Raw genomic sequence first — 17,310 nt, 5'->3', positions numbered from 1 at the left:
AACCCCCACGAATCAGGAGCCGTCCGATGGATCACGGCGGGCACGGCATGACGATGGATCTGCCGCCGTTCACGTTCGGGCGCGGGCTTGAGTGGTCGGCCGATCCGTTCTTCCTGACGGCCTGCCTGCTGGGGCTCGGGCTGTACGGCTGGGGGGTCGTCCGGCTGCGGCGGCGCGGGGACGCGTGGCCGGTGGGACGGACGATCTCGTACGTCATCGGGGTGCTGACTGTCGGTCTCGTGATGTGCACCAAGCTCAACGACTACGGCATGGTCATGTTCAGCGTGCACATGGTGCAGCACATGGTCATCAGCATGCTGTCGCCCATCCTGCTGCTGCTCGGCGCCCCGGTCACCCTGGCGCTGCGTGCCCTGCCGCCCGCAGCGCGGGGGCGCAAGGGGCCGCGCGAGCTGCTGCTGATGTTCCTGCACAGCCGGTACATGAAGCTCATCACCCATCCGGCGTTCACCATCCCGCTGTTCATCGCGAGCCTGTACGCCCTGTACTTCACACCGATCTTCGACTTCCTGATGGGTTCGAAGACCGGGCACATCGCGATGATGGTGCACTTCCTCGCCGTGGGTGTGGTGTTCTTCTGGCCGATCATGGGCGTGGACCCGGGGCCCAGCCGGCCGGGCTATCTGATGCGGATGCTGGAGCTGTTCGCGGGGATGCCGTTCCACGCGTTCTTCGGCATCGCGTTGATGATGGCGTCGGAGCCGATGGTCGAGACGTTCAAGCACCCGCCCGCCTCGCTCGGCATCGACGCGCTCTCCGACCAGAACGCGGCCGGCGGTATCGCCTGGGCGTTCAGCGAGGTGCCCTCCGTGCTGGTGCTGGTAGCCCTGCTGTTCCAGTGGTACAGCTCGGAGCAACGGCAGGCCAAGCGCCAGGACCGGGCCGCCGACCGGGACGGCGACAAGGAACTCGAGGCGTACAACGCCTATTTGGCCTCATTGAACACACGAGGCAATTGAACACACTCGGCAACTGAACGGCAATTTCATTCAGTAGCATAAAGCGCGATGGGGGAACCGCCGCCGGGGGGAGCGGTAATGACATTTCGCGCAGTTGTGCAAAGGACCGGAATTCCGGTGATCCGCAGGATCGCCGTGCTGCTCGTCTGCGTCCTGGTCATGAGCGGATGCGGCGGGGGCGCACATATGTTCGCCGTGCAGGCGGTCGCCGCCGGAGTTCCGTCGCTCGCGCCTTTCTTCGACGAGAAACAGGGACTGGGGCAGGACGCCGACATCCGCTCGATGCCGGTGCGGGGCACCTTGCAGCAAGGGGACACACCGGGCCTCTACGGAGGCACGAAGAAGCCGACCATCTGTGACGTGGCGAAGCTCAAGAGGTTTCTGACCGATCCCGCGAACCACCAGAAGGCGGTGGCGTGGTCGTCCGTGCTCGGCATCACCACGGATCGGATACCGGCCTATCTCGACCGGCTCACACCCGTGCTCCTGCGTCACGACACTCTCGTACAGAACCACGACTACAAAAAAGGAAAGGCCACGCCCTTCAACTCCCTTCTCCAGTCGGGAATCGCGATTCTCGTCGACGAGCAGGGGGAACCCGCGGCGAAGTGCTCGTGCGGAAATCCGCTGCGGCCGTTCAAGGGCGACGCGGGACGGATCTCCGTCAAGTTCGCGGACGGCAACAAGAAGTGGAACGGATATGAGCCGACCTCCGTGGTGGCCGTACGTCCGGCGCCGCGGACGATGGAGCGGCTCGCCCTCGTGGACGTCGACGATCCCGACCGGGGCATCACGCGTCCGGTCGGTACGACGGGCAAGCGCGACACCACCTTCGACACCAGGCAGCGGCACGCGGTGCCGAACCTCATGGGGACGACGTTCGGTGAGGCCAGGCGGCACCTGGTGAACAGCGGTCTGGCCGTCGGATACGCGGGGAGCGCGTCGCCGCCCGACGACGCGCGGGTCACCGCGTCCGATCCACCGGCGGGGACCGAGCTGCGGTTCGGGCAGTACGTGATGCTGAGTGTCGCCGACGGGACGAGCGGAGGGGCGAGCCGAGGGGTGACGTCCACTCCCCCGGCTCCGACGACCTCCGCGCCGACCCAGGGTCCGCCGACGTCCACGGCACCGCCCTCGACGCCTTCCACGTCGACACCGCCCACGTCTTCCGCGCCGACTTCGTCGCCGCCTCCGTCCACGCCGCCGCCGACGAGCGAGCCACCGCCGTCGAGCAGTGCGCCGTCGAGCGCATCGGCCACGACCAGTGCGGCTACGACCGGCTCGACCTCGTTGGTGACCAGCTCACCCCCGACGAGCGCACCGGTCACCAGCAGCGCGCCCGTGGCGAGCAGCGTCCCTGTCACGAGCAGCGTGCCGATCACCACGGACCCGGTGACCGGCACGCCCGCCGCGACCGAGACGTGACGTGGACCGGGGAGTGGGCCGGGTCATCGCCGGCCGTTATCTGCTGCTGAACAAGCTGGGCAGTGGCGGTATGGGACATGTGTGGCTCGCACATGACCAGCGGCTGGCCTGTGAAGTCGCGCTCAAGGAGATCGTGTTCAGCAATCCCGCGTACGCCGACGCCGAGCGGGAGGCCCGGGTGGCGCGGGCCCAGGCCGAGGCCCGGCACGCGGCGGGGCTGCGCGGCCACCCCCATGTGGTGACCGTCCATGACGTGCTGGAGCACGACGGGCTGCCGTGGATCGTCATGGAGTATGTGGCGAACGCCGTCGACCTGCGTGAACTGGTCGGCAGACAGGGCCCGTTGGCGCCCGCGGAGTGCGCCCGCATCGGTCTCGCCGTACTCGACGCGCTGACGGCTGGGCACGAGCGGGGTGTGATGCACCGGGACGTGAAACCGGCGAACATCCTGCTCGCGCCGGACCGCACCGGTTCGCCGTACGCACGGGTGCTGCTCACCGACTACGGCATCTCGGTGCAGCCGGACGCCGGGGAGACGCGGTACACGCTGACGTCCGTGCTCGTCGGCACCGCGGGGTATCTGGCGCCGGAGCGGGCCACGGGCGGGCCGCCGACCGCCGCCGCCGACCTGTTCTCACTGGGCTGCACGCTGTACCACGCCGTCGAGGGTCACGGCCCGTTCGCCCGCGAGTCGCCGCTCGCGGAGGTCACCGCCGTGGTGATGGAGGACCCGCTGCCACCGGCCCACGCGGGCGCGCTGGCGCCGGTGCTCCACGCGATGCTGGAGAAGGATCCGCTACGGCGGATTCCGGCGGCCGAGGCCGAGGTGGCGCTGTCGCGGGTCGTGACCCCGCAGACGGTGGCGGAGGCGTACTCCAGGACCCAGACCGACCTGGGCTCGCCGTCGCCCTGGGAGGATCTGGCCACCGGGCCCGCGCCGGTCGCGACTGCGGTGCCGGCACCACCTCCCGCACCGTCTCCGGGTCGGCGCCGCCGTCGGCGTCCCCGCGCCTTGCAGTCCGTCCTCGCGGGGCTCCTGGGGCTGGCCCTCGCCCTGGGCGGTGTCTGGTACGCGATGGCCCATCAGCAGCCCGGCGGGAACACGGGCACGGGCAGCGACAGCCGGCCGTACGGCGACGCCGTCGGGCTGTCCGCGCCACTCAGGGACGGCGACTGTGTCAGCGCCGACTGGCCCGGCGGGAACCGCTTCCGGGGTACGCCACGGCTGGTCGTCGACCACATGTGCCGCAACACCGTGCCCGACGGCCAAGTCATGGCGTTCGTATCTACCACATCCGCCGACGAGGCGCGCAAGGTCGGGGCGGACCGGTGTGCGCAGCGGACGCAGGAGATCCGGGAGAAGCTCGCGGATGTGCGGGGCTTCGCCGTCGTACCGACCGATGCGGGTTTCGAGGCAGCCGGACACCGCGCCGCCTGTCTGGTGCTGGGTGCGCACGGGCCGGTCTACGGGCCACTGGGCAGCCACCGTGCCCTCGGGTCGGCGTTCGCGGACACCTCGACCATGCAGAAGCGGGACTGTCTGGACGTGCCGTCGAACCGGGCCGCGAGCCTCGTCTCCTGTGCGGGAAAGCACGATCAGGAAGTGGTCGGGTTCACCCGGTTGGGCGCGGGCGTCACGCTGGCTCAGGCACGATCGCGGTCGGACGCGGCATGTGCGCGGGACCTCCCGCCGGCCGACTACGGCTTCGATCCCTCGGTCTACGAGTCCGCCTCCTGGACCAGCCAGGGACCGTGGAAGTCGGGCACACATTTCGTCGTGTGCACCGTGCGGAAGCAGAACGGAGGCACCATGGAGGGGAACGAACCATGAGGAGGGTGTCGCGATGCCCGGTTCCACGAAGACCATGGGGGTGATCACCGTCGGCGGGCTGGTGGTGGTGACGGCCTACACGGTGGCGCTCGGCAGCAACGGCTGGCTGTGGTTCGGCTGGGTCGTGCTGGGACTCATCACCCTCGGGATGGTGGCCACCCGCAGCACCTGACGCCCGCTACTGCTCGCTGCGCCGGCTCGCCGAGTGCACGCCCGGCTGGTACTTCGGCAGCCGGGCGGTGATCTTCATGCCCGCTCCCACGGCGGTCTCGATGACGAGGCCGTAGTCGTCGCCGTAGACCTGGCGGAGCCGGTCGTCGACGTTGGAGAGGCCGATGCCGCCCGAGGGGCTGACCTCGCCCGCCAGGATGCGGCGCAGCAGGTCGGGATCCATGCCGGTGCCGTCGTCCTCGATGACGACCAGGGCCTCGGCGCCCGCGTCCTGCGCGGTGATGCTGATGCGGCTCTTGCCCGCGGCGGAAGCTGCCTTGCCTTCGAGGCCGTGCTTGACGGCGTTCTCGACGAGCGGTTGCAGACACAGGAACGGGAGCGCGACCGGGAGCACCTCGGGGGCGATCTGGAGCGTGACCGAGAGCCGCTCGCCGAAGCGGGCCCGGACGAGGGCCAAGTAGTGGTCGATGGACTGGAGTTCGTCGGCGAGGGTGGTGAAGTCGCCGTGCCTGCGGAACGAGTAGCGGGTGAAGTCGGCGAATTCCAGGAGAAGTTCGCGGGCGCGCTCGGGGTCGGTGCGGACGAACGAGGCGATCACCGCGAGCGAGTTGAAGATGAAGTGCGGGGAGATCTGGGCCCGAAGTGCCCTGATCTCGGCCTCGATCAGCCTGGTGCGGGACTGATCCAGATCGGCCAACTCCAGTTGTACGGAGACCCAGCGGGCGACCTCTCCGGCGGCCCGGACGAGGACGGCGGACTCGCGCGGCGCACAGGCCACCAGCGCGCCGTGGACCCGGTCGTCGACGGTGAGCGGGGCGACCACCGCCCAGCGCAACGGACAGTCGGGAGCGTCGCAGTTGAGGCGGAACGCCTCGCCGCGGCCGGTCTCCAGAGGGCCCGCGAGCCGTTCCATGATCTCGGTCCGGTGATGGTCGCCGACGCCGTCCCAGGCTAGGACCTGTTTCTGGTCGGTCAGGCACAGCGCGTCGGTGCCGAGCAGGCTGCGCAGTCGGCGGGCCGAACGGCCGGCCGTCTCCCCGGTGAGGCCGGCGCGCAGCGGGGGTGCGGCGAGGGAGGCGGTGTGCAGGGTCTGGAAGGTGGCATGTTCGACGGGGGTGCCGAGTCCGCCGAGGCTCTCGGGGCGCGCGGTGCGTCGCCCGAGCCAGAAGCCGGCGGCGAGCAGCGGGAGGACGGCGACGCAGAGGCCGGCCAGGAATCCGCTCATGCGCCCGCCTCCGTCCTGTCCGGCGCTGTCACGCCTTCACCTCCGCCCGTAGCTCCTCTGGCAGATGGAACCGCGCCAGGATCGCCGCCGTTCCCGTGGGCACCCTTCCCGGGGTGGCCAGGGACACCAGCACCATGGTGAGGAAGCCCAGCGGGACCGACCAGAGCGCGGGCCAGGCGAGCAGGGCGTGCAGGGGGCCGGTGCCGGGGAAGCCGGCCATGGTCGCGGCCACGGCGACGAACGCCGACCCGCCGCCCACCAGCATCCCGGCGGCCGCGCCGGGCGGGGTGAGCCGGGTCCACCAGATGCCGAGGACCAGCAACGGGCAGAAGGAGGACGCCGACACGGCGAACGCGAGTCCCACGGCGTCGGCGACGGGCAGCCCGCCGACCAGGACGCTCGCCGCCAGCGGCATGGCCATGGCGAGGACCGTGCCGAGCCTGAAGTGCCGTACCCCGCGCGACGGGAGGACGTCCTGGGTGAGGACCCCGGCGACCGCCATGGTCAGTCCGGACGCGGTGGACAGGAAGGCCGCGAAGGCGCCGCCCGCCACCAGCGCGCCGAGCAGATCGCCGCCGACGCCGCCGATCATGCGGTCGGGCAGCAGGAGTACGGCAGCGTCGGCGTCGCCCGCGAGGGTGAGTTCGGGGGTGTACAGGCGGCCGAGGGCGCCGTAGACGGGCGGGAGGAGGTAGAAGGCGCCGATCAGGCCGAGGACGGCGACCGTGGTGCGGCGGGCGGCGACGCCGTGCGGGCTGGTGTAGAAGCGGACCACGACGTGCGGCAGGCCCATGGTGCCGAGGAAGGTGGCGAGAATGAGGCCGTACGTGGCGTACAGGGGGCGTTCCTCGCGGCTCGCGGCGAGGGAGGTCGACATGCCGCCGTTGGTGCCGCGGGCGGCGACGGGGACGGTGGCGCCCTTGGCGAAGGTGAGGCGGGTGCCGCGCCCGATGTGGTGGACGCCGGTGGGGAGTTGGAGCCGCGCGGTGTCGTAGCGGTGGTGGTCGACGGTGCCGTTCACCGTGACGGTCAGGGGGTGGTCGAGTCTCAGGTCGAGGGTGTCGTCGAAGCGGACGACGCGCTGTTCGCGGAAGGTGGCCGGTTCCTCGAAGGCGTGCCGGGGTGCTCCGTCGCTCTGCCAGGCGAGGACCAGGAAGAGGGCGGGGACGAGCAGCGCGGTGAGTTTGAGCCAGTACTGGAAGGCCTGCACGAAGGTGATGCTGCGCATGCCGCCCGCGGCGACGGTCGCGACCACGACGATGGCGACGATCAGGCCGCCGAGGGAGTCCGGCGCACCGGTGAGCACGGTCAACGTGAGCCCAGCGCCCTGGAGTTGGGGCAGCAGGTACAGCCAGCCGACTCCGACGACGAAGGCGCCCGCGAGTCGTCGTACGCCGTGCGAGGCGAGCCGGGCCTCGGCGAAGTCGGGGAGGGTGTAGGCGCCGGAGCGACGCAGCGGGGCGGCGACGAACAGCAGCAGCACCAGGTATCCGGCGGTGTAGCCGACCGGGTACCAGAGCATGTCGGGGCCCTGGACGAGAACCAGGCCGGCGATGCCGAGGAAGGAGGCGGCGGAGAGGTATTCGCCGCTGATGGCGGCCGCGTTGAGGCGGGGGCCGACGGTGCGGGAGGCGACGTAGAAGTCGGAGGTGGTGCGGGAGATGCGCAGGCCGAACGCGCCGACGAGGACGGTCACCACGACGACGAGGGCGACCGCCGGTATCGCGTAACTGGAGTTCACGCGCCTCAGCGGTCCTCTACGAGGCGTACGAAGTCGCGTTCGTTGCGTTCGGCGCGGCGCACGTACCAGAGGGCGAGCAGGACGAGCGGGGCGTAGAGGCAGAAGCCGAGGACCAGCCAGGCGAGGCGGCGGGAGTCCGGGGTCGCCGCGAACACCAGGGGCAGCGGGCCGACGAGCAGCACCAGGACCGCGAACACCGTGAGGGCGGCGCGGAGTTGGGTGCGCATGAGGGAGCGGACGTAGGTGTGGCCGAGGGTGGTCTGTTCGTCGATCTCGGTGCGTGGGCGGGAGTAGGAGGAGGCGCGGCGGGTGCGGCGGGGCGGGCCGGTGACGACGACCCGGCGTTCGGTGGGGTCCTGGGGCACCGTCATGACCTCCGCATCAGCAGGTCCCGCAGTTCGCGGGTGTGGCGGCGGCTGACCTGGAGTTCCTCGCCGCCCACGAGAACGCTCACCGTGCCCGCGTCCAGGCGGAGTTCGCCGATGTGGCGCAGGGCGACGAGATGGCGGCGGTGGATGCGGACGAAGCCGCGCGAGCGCCAGCGGTCTTCGAGGGTGGAGACCGGGATGCGGACGAGGTGGCTGCCCCGGTCGGTGTGCAGTCGGGCGTAGTCGCCCTGTGCCTCGACGTGGGTGATGTCGTCGACGGCCACGAAGCGGGTGACACCGCCGAGTTCGACGGCTATGTGGTCGGGGTCGGGTTCGTGCACGGGTATCCGCGGTGCGGCGCCCCCGAGTTCGGCTGCCCGGCGTACCGCCTCCGCGAGCCGTTCCTTGCGGACGGGTTTCAGCACGTAGTCAACTGCCTTGAGGTCGAAGGCCTGTACGGCGAAGTCCTCGTGCGCGGTGACGAACACCACGAGCGGTGGCTGCGCGAATCCCGTCAACAGCCGTGCCAGATCCAGCCCGTCGAGGCCGGGCATCTGGATGTCGAGGAAGACGACGTCGATGGCCTCCGGTCCGGCCGGCCCCGACTCCAGGGCGCGGTTGATGCGGCGCAGCGCCTCGGTCGCGTCGCCCGCGCCCTCCGCGCTGCCGATGCGTGGATCGGCGTTCAGCAGATAGAGCAACTCCTCCAGCGAGGGGCGTTCGTCGTCGACGGCGAGGGCGCGCAGCATGAACGTGGAGTGTAGGAGGAATTCGTACGCCTGGACATGTGTCCTGCGTGTGCCCTGCGTGGACGTTCGCGCTGGATACAGTGCCGACATGAACAGCAGGACCACCCCGTTCGACGACCTCGACCGGAAGATCATCACCGCGCTGATGGCGAACGCCAGGAGCAGCTTCGCCGAGATCGGCGCGGCGATCGGGCTGTCCGCGACGGCGGTGAAGCGGCGGGTGGACCGGCTGCGGGAGACGGGGGTGATCACCGGCTTCACGGCGACCGTGCAACCGTCCGCGCTCGGGTGGCGCACGGAGGCGTACGTGGAGGTGTACTGCGAGGGCGCCGCGCCCCCCAGGCGGCTCGCGGAGGTGGTGCGCAACTATCCGGAGATCACCGCGGCGATGACGGTGACCGGCGGCGCGGACGCGCTGCTGCACGTGCGGGCGACCGATGTGGACCACTTCGAGGAGGTGCTGGAGCGGATCCGGCAGGAGCCGTTCATCCGGAAGACGATCAGCGTGATGGTGCTGTCCCATCTCCTCCCGGAGAGCCCGGAGGCGGGCGCGACCCATCCGGCTCCCGACGACGCATCAGACATGCGCTGACGCCACGAAAGACGCAGCGTTCCTGCGCGGACGCGCAGCGTTCATCCCTTGTCGCCCGTATCTGTCGTTTCCTACCGTGATGTCAACCCTCAGTCGACATCACAGGAAGCGGAGGAACCCCTCTGTGCCCGAGACCCGTGTGCGGCGCCGGCGGCGCTTTCTCGTCTGTGAACCCAGACACTTCGCCGTGCAGTACGCGATCAACCCCTGGATGCATCCCGACACCCAGGTGGACGTCGATCTCGCCCAGGAGCAGTGGCGGACGCTGATCGACACCTACCGCTCCCACGGCCACACCGTCGACACCGTGCCCCCGGCCCCCGGCCTCCCGGACATGGTCTTCGCCGCGAACTCGGCGGTCGTCGTCGCCGGCCGCGTCTTCGGCTCCCTCTTCCACGCGCCCGAGCGGCGCCCCGAGTCCGACCACTACGACATGTGGTTCAAGGCGGCGGGCTACGACGTGTACCGCCCGGAGTCGGTCAGCGAGGGCGAGGGTGACCTGATCCCGACCGGCCGCTATGTGCTGGCCGGCACCGGTTTCCGCACGACCCGGGAGGCGCATCGCGAGGTGCAGGAGTTCTTCGGCGTCCCGGTGATCAGCCTGACGCTGGTGGACCCGTACTTGTACCACCTCGACACGGCGCTGTTCGTACTCGACGAGGACAACATCGCTTATTACCCGGAGGCGTTCTCGCCGGGCAGTCGTGAGGTGCTGGCGCGGCTGTTCCCGGACGCGGTGCTCGCGACCCGGGAGGACGCGATGACGTTCGGCCTCAACTCCGTGTCCGACGGCCGCCATGTCTTCATCGCGCCTCAGTCCGAGGCTCTGGCCGCGCGTCTCGCCGGTCACGGCTATGTCCCCGTCCCCGTCGACCTGTCGGAGTTCCACAAGGCCGGCGGCGGCATCAAGTGCTGCACCCAGGAGATCCGCTCATGACCGCACCCGCCGCCGCCCGTACGTCCGCCGACCTCATCCGCGCCGAGGAACCGGTCCTCGCGCACAACTACCACCCGCTGCCCGTGGTCGTCGCGCGCGCCGAGGGCGCCTGGGTGGAGGACGTCGAGGGCCGCCGCTACCTCGACATGCTCGCCGGGTACTCGGCCCTCAACTTCGGTCACCGCCACCCCGCGTTGATCGAGGCGGCGCATCGCCAGCTCGACCAACTCACGCTCACCTCGCGCGCCTTCCACAACGACCGGCTCGCCGAATTCGCCGAGCGGCTCGCGGAGTTGACCGGCCTCGACATGGTGCTGCCGATGAACACGGGCGCGGAGGCGGTCGAGAGCGGCATCAAGGTGGCCCGCAAATGGGCCTACGACGTGAAGGGCGTCCCGGCCGATCGGGCCACCATCGTCGTCGCGGCGGAGAACTTCCACGGCCGTACGACGACGATCGTCAGCTTCTCCACCGACGAGACGGCGCGGGCGGGCTTCGGCCCCTTCACGCCGGGTTTCCGGATCGTCCCGTACAACGACCTGGCGGCGCTGGAGGCGGCGGTCGACGAGACGACGGCGGCGGTGATGATCGAGCCGATCCAGGGCGAGGCGGGGGTGATCATCCCGGACCCGGGCTACCTGTCCGGCGTCCGCGAACTCACCACCCGCAAGGGCTGCTTGTTCATCGCCGACGAGATCCAGTCGGGCCTGGGCCGCACCGGCCGCACCCTCGCCGTCGACCACGAGGGCGTCGTCCCGGACGTACTGCTCCTCGGCAAGGCACTGGGCGGCGGGATCGTGCCGGTGTCGGCGGTCGTAGCGCGCCGCGAGGTACTCGCCGTACTACGGCCCGGCGAACACGGCTCGACCTTCGGCGGGAACCCCCTCGCCGCGGCGGTCGGTACCGCGGTCGTCGAACTCCTGGAGACCGGCGAATTCCAGCGCAGGGCGGCGGAGTTGGGCGAGGTGCTGCGGGCCGGTCTGGTGGATCTGGTCGGCCGGGGCGTGATCGGTTTCCGCGCCCGAGGCCTGTGGGCGGGCGTCGACATCGACCCGACCATCGGCACCGGCCGCGACATCAGCGAACGCCTCATGCGGGAGGGCGTCCTCGCCAAGGACACCCACGGCTCCACGATCCGACTGGCACCGCCGCTGACCATCACGGCGGATGAACTCCGGTCTGCTGTGGGGGCGTTGGAGAAGGTGCTGACGCGGGGGGTGTAGTGCAGGGGGCGTGATAGGCGGGTCGGCTGGATCGGTGCACGGGGATCGGTCCAGCCGGGTCTGTGTGGCGGGGCCCGGCAACTCCTGGGCGGGAGCGGCTGCTTGTCAGGGGCTGGGATGGTTGCTTGGCCGCCGCGCTTACCCCTGAGGCGCAGGCGGCGCCGACCGGGCCGCCGGACGCGGTCGCCATCGGGCTTCGCCGGGTGACGGGAGCTCCTCCGACCCTGCGCGGGACCGGCTGCTTGGTCGACGGCTGCCTGTCAGGCGCTGGGTTTGGCTACTTGGCAGCCGCGCTTCCCTCTGCGACGCAGGCGGCACCCACCCGGTCACCGGACCCGGTCACCATCGGGCTTCGCCGGGTGGCGGGAGCTGCTCCGGCCCTGTGCGGGACCGGCTGCTTGGTTGACGGCTGCCTGTCAGGCGCTGGGTTTGGCTGCTTGGTCGCCGCGCTTCCCTCTGCGACGCAGGCGGCACCCACCCGGTCACCGGACGCGATCACCATCGAGCTTCGCCGGGTGGCGGGACCTGCTCCGGCCCTTCGCGGGACCGGCTGCTTGGTCGACGGCTGCCTGTCAGGCGCTGGGTTTGGCTGCTTGGCCGCCGCGCTTCCCTCTGCGACGCAGGCGGCACCCACCCGGTCACCGGACCCAGTCACCATCGGGCTTCGCCGGGTGACGGGAGCTGCTCCGGACCTAGGCGGGGCGTCTCGGGCGCCGCGACGCCACACAACTCCCGTGCCGCAGCGGGTATTTGCCCACCGCACCGCCGCGCTCCGCAGCAAGAGCGGCGTCGGGCGGGGCGGAACCCGCCTGTCCCGAGGGGGTCACCACCGGCGCTTCGCCGGACGGAGGGGAGCAACTCCCGCCCCGAACCAGCCCCCCATCACCACCGACATGCCACAACACGCCACCCCCAGCAACTATCCCCCCACCACCCCACGCTCCCCACGCCCCCCCCCCGCATCCGCCAACGCAGCCTGCGCCAGCAGCCGACGCGCCAGGTCCCGGGCCTCGTCCACGGTCAGGGACGCCCACAGGCCGGGTTCGCCGTGTGTGACCGGGCCCACGTCCAAGGTGACGCGGGTGATCGGTAGTTCCGGGATCGCCAGTCGTAGGCGCTTCACGGCGACGTGGCGGCCGCAGGTGGTCACCAGTGGGGCTTCAACCGACGGCGGGAGCGGCTCCTGCCCTGACCGAACCATCTTGTCCACGACCCTTCTCTCAATATCCGGCGAGGTATCAGGAGGAGCGTCGGACGGGTCCGGGTTGTTCCCGGCAGGGGCGGGGCGGTCGTAGCGCATCGTGTGCAGGTGGTCGGCGGACCGTGATGGTCGCGGGCCGGTGGGTGAACCCCGGGGGAATTCTGTCCCGCCCGCCGGTCAGAACAGGGTCAAGGGGCGCGGTGGGGGACGTGGAGCGCTCATAAGATCGCTGGTATCACCCCCCTTTCGTACGACTCCCCCTGGAGGCCCGGCGTGCCCGAGACCGCGCGCGGCGCCGACGCCGAGACCGAGCCCGGTCGGACAGAGCCCGCTCCGGCGACCGCCGCCCGTCGCCGTACCGTGCTGCTCGCCGCCGGTGCCCTGGTCGCCGTGGTGGGTGTGGGGGCCGGTCTGCTGGCGGACAGGGGGTCCGGGGCGAGCGCGGGGCCGGGGCGAGCCGCCGACGGGCTGCCGCACACCACCGTCGAGGTCGCGACCTCCGGGTGCGGAAGCGGCTGGACGCATCCGCAGGCAGGGCATCAGGTCTTCGAGTTGCACAACACGTCCGGCGAGGCCGCCGAGGTGTATCTGACCGACCCGACGACCGGCGCGGTCTACGGCGAGGTCGAGGGGCTCGCGCCGGGGACGGTCCGGCCGCTCGGGGTGACCCTGGGCAATGGCTCGTACGCCTTCAAGTGCCTGCCCGACGACGCCGACGCCGTGACCGGTCCCACCGTGCGGATCACCGGCTCGAAGGTGAGGAGCGGACCGGCCGCGCTCCCCGTCACCCAGCAGGAGTTGATCCCGCCGACGCTCGCCTACCAGAAGTGGATCCAGGGCCAGACCGTCGAACTCGCCCGGAAGACCGATGTGTTGCGGGCCGCCGTCGACCGCGGTGATCTCGCCGCGGCCCGCAGGGCCTGGCTGCCCGCGCATCTCGTCTACGAGCGGATGGGCGCCGCCTACGGCACGTTCGGCGACTTGGACGGGGCGATCAACGGCACCACGGCGGGCCTCGCAGGCGGGGAGCGGGACGCCGGGTTCACCGGGTTCCACCGGGTCGAGTACGGGCTGTGGCACGGCGAGTCGGCGAGCGGACTGCGCGGGCCGGCCGATCAACTCGCCAAGGACGTCCACGCGTTGGAGACGAGCTGGCCCACCCAGCGGATGGATCCGTCCGACACCGGTCTGCGCGCGCACGAAATCCTGGAGAACACCGTGCAGTTCGAGCTGACCGGCCGTACCGACTACGGCAGCGGCACCAACCTCGCCGCCGCCCGCGCCAACCTGGACGGCACCCGGGTGCTGCTCGGGTATCTGCGCCCGCTGCTGAAGACCCGGGACACGGGCTTCGCCGAACTCGGCGACTGGATGGACCGGGCCCAGCACACCCTGGACGCGGCCGACCACTCCGGGAAGTGGACCCCGCTGTCCCAACTCTCCCGTGCGCAGCGGGAGAAGGTCGACGCCGATCTCGGTGGACTGGTCGAGAAGCTGGCCGACGTGGCCGCCCTCACGGACGTACGGAGGACCGCGTGAAGCGCGTGGAAGAGGTGGGCCGCCGGGGTTTCCTGGCGGGTGCGGCGGCCGTGGCCGGAGCCGGACTGGTGGCCGCCGATCACGGTGCCGCCTCGGCCGCCGTCCGGACGCGGGCTGCCGTGCCCTTCCACGGCGCGCACCAGGCCGGGATCCTCACCCCCGCGCAACGCGCCACCGCGTTCGTGTCCTTCGACACGACCGCCGCCAACAGGTCCGAACTCACCGATCTGCTGCGGACGTTCACCGAGCGGGCCCGTTTCCTCACCTCCGGCGGCAGCCCGGAGGACCTGGGGATCACCGCGCCGCCCGCCGACTCCGGCACCCTGGGCCCGGACCTGCCCTCCGACCGGCTGAGCGTCACGGTCGGCGTCGGGGCCTCGCTCTTCGACGACCGCTACGGGCTGGCGAAGCGCGTGCCTCACCGGCTGACCGCGATGCCGTCGTTCCCCGACGACGATCTCGACGCCGACTGGTGTCACGGCGATGTGAGCGCGCAGTTCTGCGCCGACAGCGCGGACACCGTGCTGCACGCCCTGCGCGATGTCACCCGGCACACCCGAGGGGGTCTCCAAGTCCGGTGGCGGATGGACGGGTTCATCAGTCCGCCGCGCCCCTCTGGCACCCCGCGCAACCACATGGGGTTCAAGGACGGCATCGCGAACCCGGCGGTGACCGACGCCCGCGCCATGAACGACCTGGTGTGGGTGGGGAGCGACAGCGGCGAACCGGCGTGGACGACCGGCGGCAGCTATCAGGTCGTTCGGCTGATCCGGATGCTGGTCGAGTTCTGGGACCGGGTCTCCCTCACCGAGCAGGAGCGGATGTTCGGCCGCGCCCGGGACACCGGCGCCCCGCTGGACGGACACCACGAGAAGGACGTCCCGAACTTCGCGCAGGATCCGCAGGGCGATGTGATCCCGCTCGACAGCCACATCCGGCTCGCCAACCCGCGCACCACGCAGAGCGCCGGCCAGCGCATCCTGCGGCGCGGCTACAACTACGACCGGGGCATGGACAGCAACGGCAATCTCGACATGGGGCTGCTGTTCTGCTGCTACCAGCAGGACCTGGCCCGGCAGTTCGAGACCGTGCAGAAGCGGCTGGCCGGTGAGCCGCTGGTCGACTACATCTCGCCGTACGGTGGCGGCTACTTCTTCGCGCTGCCCGGGGTGCGCGACGCGTCCGACTGGCTGGGCCGGAGCCTGCTGACCTGAGAGCACGGTCAAGAACAGGCCAACAGACCATGAGAATTTCCTGACCGGGCGTTCGCTCGCGCTTCATTGCCGCTCCCCCGCCCCGCCGTCACCATTGCCGAGGCTTCGGTCGTAGGTGTCGCGGCCCCGCACGGCGTGACAGCGAGAACCAGTGCTCCCGGAAGGCGAGACAGCATGATCGGCAAAGTCGGCAAAGGAAGAAACCCGGGCGCTCGGCGCCGGTTGACGCGCATGGGCGCCCTGCTCGGCGCCGCGGCGCTGGCGGGCGCGGGCGGAGTCGTCCCCGCGGCGGCGAACACCGGCGGCCACCAGCCCTCGGGCAGCACGCACACGTCGACGCCGATCAAGCACGTGGTCGTGATCTACGACGAGAACATCTCGTTCGACCACTACTTCGCGACCTACCCGCAGGCCGCGAACACCGACGGCACCAAGTTCAAGGCAGCGGCGCACACGCCGAAGGCCGACAACCTGCTCAACGCCGGGCTGCTGAAGAAGAACCCGAACCTCTACACGCCGACCCGGCTGAGCAGTTCGCAGGCGATGACCTGCGACCAGAACCATTCCTACGGCCCCGAGCAGTACGCGGCCGACGGCGGCAAGGCCGACAAGTACGTCGAGAACACCGAGGTCAACAAGTGCTCCGGCCTCTTCGGTGAGCCCGGCCTGGTGATGGACTACTACGACGGCAACACCGTCACGGGCCTGTGGAACTACGCCCAGCAGTACTCCCTCAACGACCGCTCGTTCAGCTCGAACTTCGGTCCCTCCACGCCCGGCGCCCTCAACCTGATCTCCGGTCAGACGCATGGCGTGATCTCGGTCGACCCGGCGTCCGGCACCACGAACCCGAAGCAGACGACGACCCCGGACTCGTACGCCGTGGTCTCCCCGAACGCCAAGGGTGTCGGCACGGTCATCAACGACCCCGACCCGGCCTTCGACGACTGCTCGGACAAGGACCACACCGCCACCAGCGCGCTCGCGGTGATGCAGGGCAAGAACATCGGTGACCTGCTCAACTCGAAGAACGTGAGCTGGGGTTGGTTCCAGGGCGGCTTCCGGCCCAGCACCGCCTGGGACGGCAAGAGCGGCGACTACGCGAAGTGCGCCGGCACCACCCACACCAACGTCGGCGGCGCGGCCTCCGAGGACTACAGCCCGCACCACTCGCCGTTCGAGTACTACAAGTCGACGTCGAACCCGCACCACCTGGCCCCGAAGTCCGTCGCCGAGATCGGGCACAACGGCCGGGCCAACCACAACTACGACCTGACCGACTTCGACGCCGCGCTGAAGGCCGACAGCCTTCCCGCGGTGAGCTTCCTGAAGGCGGCCGAGTACCAGGACGGGCACGCCGGTTACTCCGACCCGACCGACGAGCAGAACTTCCTGATCAAGGAGATCAACGCGCTGCAGAAGTCGCCCGAGTGGAAGTCGACGGCGGTCGTGCTCGCCTACGACGACTCCGACGGCTGGTACGACCACGTCTCCTCGAAGGTGCTGAACGGCTCCAAGGACTCCACGGTCGGCTCCAACGGCAAGGCCACGGACAGCCCCGCCTGCCAGTCCGGTCCGGCCGCCAAGGGCGGCTACGCGGACCGCTGCGGCCCCGGCACCCGGCAGCCGCTGCTGGTCATCTCGCCGTACAGCAAGGTCAACAAGATCGACCACACCGCCACCGAGCAGGCGTCGATCACCAAGTTCATCGAGGACAACTGGCACACCGGGCGCATCGGTGACTCCTCCTTCGACCAGCGCGCGGGCAGCCTGGGCAACATGTTCGACTTCCGGCACCCCAACAACAAGCAGGTGCTGCTGAACACGAACGGCTCCGTGCAGTCGGTCAAGCGGATCCCGCACTACTCCCAGACGTCGTCGACGGCCACCGAGGCCCCCTACCCGGCGTACGTCCAGGACCTGAAGGCGCAGAACGTCGCCGACAGCACCTCCTCCTCCACGACCCTGCCGATCGCGGTCGGCGCCGGTCTCCTCACCGCCGTAGGAGCGACCACCGCGTTCGCCGTGTACCGCCGCAGGACGCACGCCAGGGGGACCACCGCGTCGCTGTGACGTGACCCCGGGTGAACCACACGACGGAGGGCGGCGAGAGAGAT

The 17,310-nt window shown here is 70.5% G+C and carries 14 protein-coding genes; 10 read left to right on the top strand and 4 right to left on the bottom strand.

Translation table 11 applies throughout. The annotated features are described in order from the left end of the window. Nucleotides 1-26 precede the first annotated feature (26 nt). The 4 genes from ABZT04_RS12930 (at nt 27) to ABZT04_RS12915 (ending at nt 4,405) form a co-directional block, all read left to right on the top strand. The gene (locus ABZT04_RS12930; protein WP_356056072.1) at nt 27-977 is read left to right on the top strand and encodes a cytochrome c oxidase assembly protein; all 951 of its coding nucleotides are present in this window, start codon (nt 27-29) and stop codon (nt 975-977) included. A 117-nt stretch (nt 978-1,094) separates the two neighbouring features. Then, nucleotides 1,095-2,402, top strand: coding sequence for a PASTA domain-containing protein (locus ABZT04_RS12925; RefSeq protein ID WP_356056069.1), 1,308 nt, complete (start codon nt 1,095-1,097; stop codon nt 2,400-2,402). A gap of 13 nt (nt 2,403-2,415) precedes the next feature. Then, nucleotides 2,416-4,233 (top strand): protein kinase, encoded by a 1,818-nt coding sequence (locus tag ABZT04_RS12920; RefSeq protein WP_356056198.1) that lies wholly within the window; start codon nt 2,416-2,418, stop codon nt 4,231-4,233. A 13-nt stretch (nt 4,234-4,246) separates the two neighbouring features. Beyond that, entirely contained in the window at nt 4,247-4,405 is a 159-nt protein-coding gene (locus ABZT04_RS12915) for a hypothetical protein (protein WP_019070924.1), read from the top strand. Between the two features lie 6 nt (nt 4,406-4,411). Here ABZT04_RS12915 and ABZT04_RS12910 read toward each other — a convergent pair whose 3' ends face one another. The 4 genes from ABZT04_RS12910 to ABZT04_RS12895 are packed head-to-tail and all read right to left on the bottom strand — an operon-like array spanning nt 4,412 to nt 8,487. Then, nucleotides 4,412-5,629, bottom strand: coding sequence for a histidine kinase (locus tag ABZT04_RS12910; protein WP_356056066.1), 1,218 nt, complete (start codon nt 5,627-5,629; stop codon nt 4,412-4,414). Between the two features lie 28 nt (nt 5,630-5,657). Continuing rightward, on the bottom strand, nt 5,658-7,370 hold the full coding sequence (locus ABZT04_RS12905) for a cation acetate symporter (RefSeq protein ID WP_356056064.1): 1,713 nt from the start codon (nt 7,368-7,370) through the stop codon (nt 5,658-5,660). Between the two features lie 5 nt (nt 7,371-7,375). Next, the gene (locus ABZT04_RS12900) at nt 7,376-7,735 is read right to left on the bottom strand and encodes a hypothetical protein (RefSeq protein WP_356056196.1); all 360 of its coding nucleotides are present in this window, start codon (nt 7,733-7,735) and stop codon (nt 7,376-7,378) included. A 2-nt stretch (nt 7,736-7,737) separates the two neighbouring features. Next, the gene (locus ABZT04_RS12895; protein WP_262059630.1) at nt 7,738-8,487 is read right to left on the bottom strand and encodes a response regulator transcription factor; all 750 of its coding nucleotides are present in this window, start codon (nt 8,485-8,487) and stop codon (nt 7,738-7,740) included. Between the two features lie 88 nt (nt 8,488-8,575). On the opposite strand from ABZT04_RS12895, the gene ABZT04_RS12890 reads away from it, so the two are divergent. From ABZT04_RS12890 to ABZT04_RS12865, 6 genes are all read left to right on the top strand, one after another. After that, entirely contained in the window at nt 8,576-9,079 is a 504-nt protein-coding gene (locus ABZT04_RS12890) for an Lrp/AsnC family transcriptional regulator (protein WP_356056061.1), read from the top strand. 124 nt (nt 9,080-9,203) lie between these two features. Then, nucleotides 9,204-10,016, top strand: a complete 813-nt coding sequence (gene ddaH / locus ABZT04_RS12885) for a dimethylargininase (protein ID WP_356056059.1) — start codon at nt 9,204-9,206, stop codon at nt 10,014-10,016. Then, entirely contained in the window at nt 10,013-11,239 is a 1,227-nt protein-coding gene (gene rocD / locus ABZT04_RS12880; protein ID WP_356056057.1) for an ornithine--oxo-acid transaminase, read from the top strand. The genes ddaH and rocD overlap by 4 nt, the downstream gene beginning before the upstream one ends. Nucleotides 11,240-12,713: 1,474 nt before the next feature. After that, the gene (locus ABZT04_RS12875; RefSeq protein WP_356056055.1) at nt 12,714-13,979 is read left to right on the top strand and encodes an EfeM/EfeO family lipoprotein; all 1,266 of its coding nucleotides are present in this window, start codon (nt 12,714-12,716) and stop codon (nt 13,977-13,979) included. Next, entirely contained in the window at nt 13,976-15,193 is a 1,218-nt protein-coding gene (efeB, locus tag ABZT04_RS12870; RefSeq protein ID WP_356056053.1) for an iron uptake transporter deferrochelatase/peroxidase subunit, read from the top strand. The genes ABZT04_RS12875 and efeB overlap by 4 nt, the downstream gene beginning before the upstream one ends. A gap of 231 nt (nt 15,194-15,424) precedes the next feature. After that, complete coding sequence (locus tag ABZT04_RS12865) at nt 15,425-17,266, top strand: alkaline phosphatase family protein (protein WP_356056194.1); 1,842 nt, start codon at nt 15,425-15,427, stop codon at nt 17,264-17,266. Nucleotides 17,267-17,310: the final 44 nt, after the last annotated feature.

The organism is Streptomyces sp. NPDC005492 (assembly GCF_040605995.1).
Classification (GTDB): Bacteria; Actinomycetota; Actinomycetes; order Streptomycetales; family Streptomycetaceae; genus Streptomyces.
The sequence above is the reverse complement of the archived record's forward strand: the minus strand, read 5'-3'. Positions and strand labels throughout refer to the sequence as shown.